1 protein-coding gene is annotated in these 2,185 nt (G+C 78.1%); it reads right to left on the bottom strand.

The features are described from left to right. The coding region (locus AE652_RS39980; RefSeq protein ID WP_159028708.1) for an SDR family oxidoreductase at nucleotides 1-2,185 on the bottom strand (2,185 nt) is incomplete at both ends.

Here is a 2,185-nt window from a genome sequence, read left to right as displayed (position 1 = left end):
CCGGGGCGTCGGCGCGCAGCGCCCCGCCGAGCGCGCGCAGCCCGTCCTCGGTGGGCAGCGGCTCCCAGCCCCGCTCGCGGCGCATCGCCTCCTGGCCGGCCGCGTCCATCGTCATGCCGCCGTCGGCCCACAGCGGCCAACTGACCGCGACGGTACGGCCGGTGCGCTCGCCGGCGTCGACCAGGGACTGCCGGTGCGCGGCGAACGCGTCCAGGAAGGCGTTGGCCGCGGCGTAGTCGGACTGGCCGGGGTTGCCGTACACCCCGGCGACCGACGAGAAGAGCACGAAGTGGTCCAGGTCGAGGTGGCGGGTGGCGGCGTCGAGGTTGAGCGCGCCGCGGATCTTCGGCGCGCCCACCGTGCGGACGTCGGCCAGGTCCTTACGCACCAGGTACTGGTCGCGCAGGACGCCGGCCGCGTGGACGACGCCGTCGAGCGAGCCGTGGTCGCGCAGGATCGTCTCGACCGCGGCCCGGACCTCCTCGGCGTCGGCCACGTCCACCGGCAGGTGGTGGGCGTCGACGCCGTCGGCGCGCAGGTCGGCGAGCGGGCCGGTGGCGGACCGTCCGCTGAGCACCACCGTGGCCCCGGCGCGGCCGAAGTAGCGGGCCAGGTGCGGACCGAGGCCGCCCAGGCCGCCGGTGATCCAGTACACCCCGCCGGTCCGCAGCTCCGGGACGGCCGGGCCGGCCGCGAGCGGGGCGTCGCCGGGTTCCAGCACCTGCCGGACCCCGTCGGCCCGGCGGCGGACCTCGCTGTCGGCGCCCTCGTCCGCGCACTCCTCGGCGACGATCCGCTCGATCGTCGCCGGGTCGGTGCCCTCCAGGCCGTCGACGCGCACCACCCGGCCGGTGACCAGCGGGTTCTCCAGGGCCACCGTGCGGAACAGCCCCGCCAGAGGCCGGTGGAAGTGCGCCGGGACCCGCCCGTCGACCAGCACCACGAACCGGTGCTCGGTGGTGGGCCGGGTGAGCAGCAGCTCCCGGACGGCGGCGAACACCGTGTCCGTCACGGCCTCGACACCGTCGGCCGGGGCCGAGGGGGCGACGCCCGGCAGCTCCGGGGTGTGCGGGGTGCGGGCCGGGCCGCCGGGGACGGCCGGCCGGTCCGTCCACCGGGTGGTGGCGGTGACGACGCGCGGGCCGGTGCCGGTGCCGGTGGCGCGCTGGGCGAGCCCCCGGACCGTGGCGTGGACGGTGCCCTCGTGGTCGCACAGGTCGATGTCGAAGGTGGCCACCGCGCCGGAGCCGCCGGAGCCGCCGGAGCCCCCGGAACCGCCGGTGCGCCGGATCCAGGCCCAGCTCTCGGCCGGGCACGGCCCGTGGACCAGGACCTCGTCCAGGGCCAGCGGCAGGGTCGGCCCGGCGGTGTCCGGCATCAGCGTGACGGAGACCTGGAAGGCCGCGTCCAGCAGGCTCGGCGGCAGCAGGTGTCCGCTGTCCTCGGGCTCGGTCGGCCGGATGCGGGCGAGCGCCCCGTCCGGGCCGGTGCGCAGCTCCCGCAGCGCGCGCATGGCCGGGCCGTACTCCAGGCCCTGGGCGCGCAGCCGCCGGTGGACGGCGTCGGGCTCGGCCGGGTCCGGGCAGGAGGCGCGCAGCGCGGCCAGGTCGAGCGGGGCCGGCGGCGCGGGCGGGACGAGCTCGGCGCGGCCGGTGCCGTGCTCCGTGCCGTCGCGTACGAACGCGACGGCGATGCCGTGGTCCCCGGGCGTCAGTTCGACCTGGACGTCGACGGGTTCCTCGTCGACGGTGATCGGCCGCACCCAGGCCAGGTCGTGCAGCCGGACGGTCCCCGTCCCGGTGGCCGAGAGCGCCACGGCGGCCCGGGCCATCTCGACGTAGGCGGCGGCGGGCAGCACCCGCCGGCCGCCGACCCGGTGGTCGTCGAGGAAGGGTTCGGCGCCGGTGAACGTCGAGGTGTAGCGCTGCTGCGCCAGGTCGGAGGTGTTGCGGTGGACGAGGGGGTGCAGCTGCCCAGTGGCGGCGGGGGCGACGGGCTCCGGCACGCGGTACCAGTGCCGGTCCCGCGCGAACGGGTAGGTGGGCAGCCGCACCCGGTGGGCGCCGGGATGGTGCGGCCAGCTCGCGTCGCCGCCCGCCAGCCAGTCGGCGACCGCCGTCATGAGCTCGGGGCCGGCGCCGGCGGGGTTGGCGGCCTCGCCCGCCGGGAGCTCGCCGGACACCAG

Source organism: Kitasatospora sp. MY 5-36 (genome assembly GCF_001182915.1).
Classification (GTDB): domain Bacteria; phylum Actinomycetota; class Actinomycetes; order Streptomycetales; family Streptomycetaceae; genus Kitasatospora.
The sequence above is the reverse complement of the archived record's forward strand: the minus strand, read 5'-3'. Positions and strand labels throughout refer to the sequence as shown.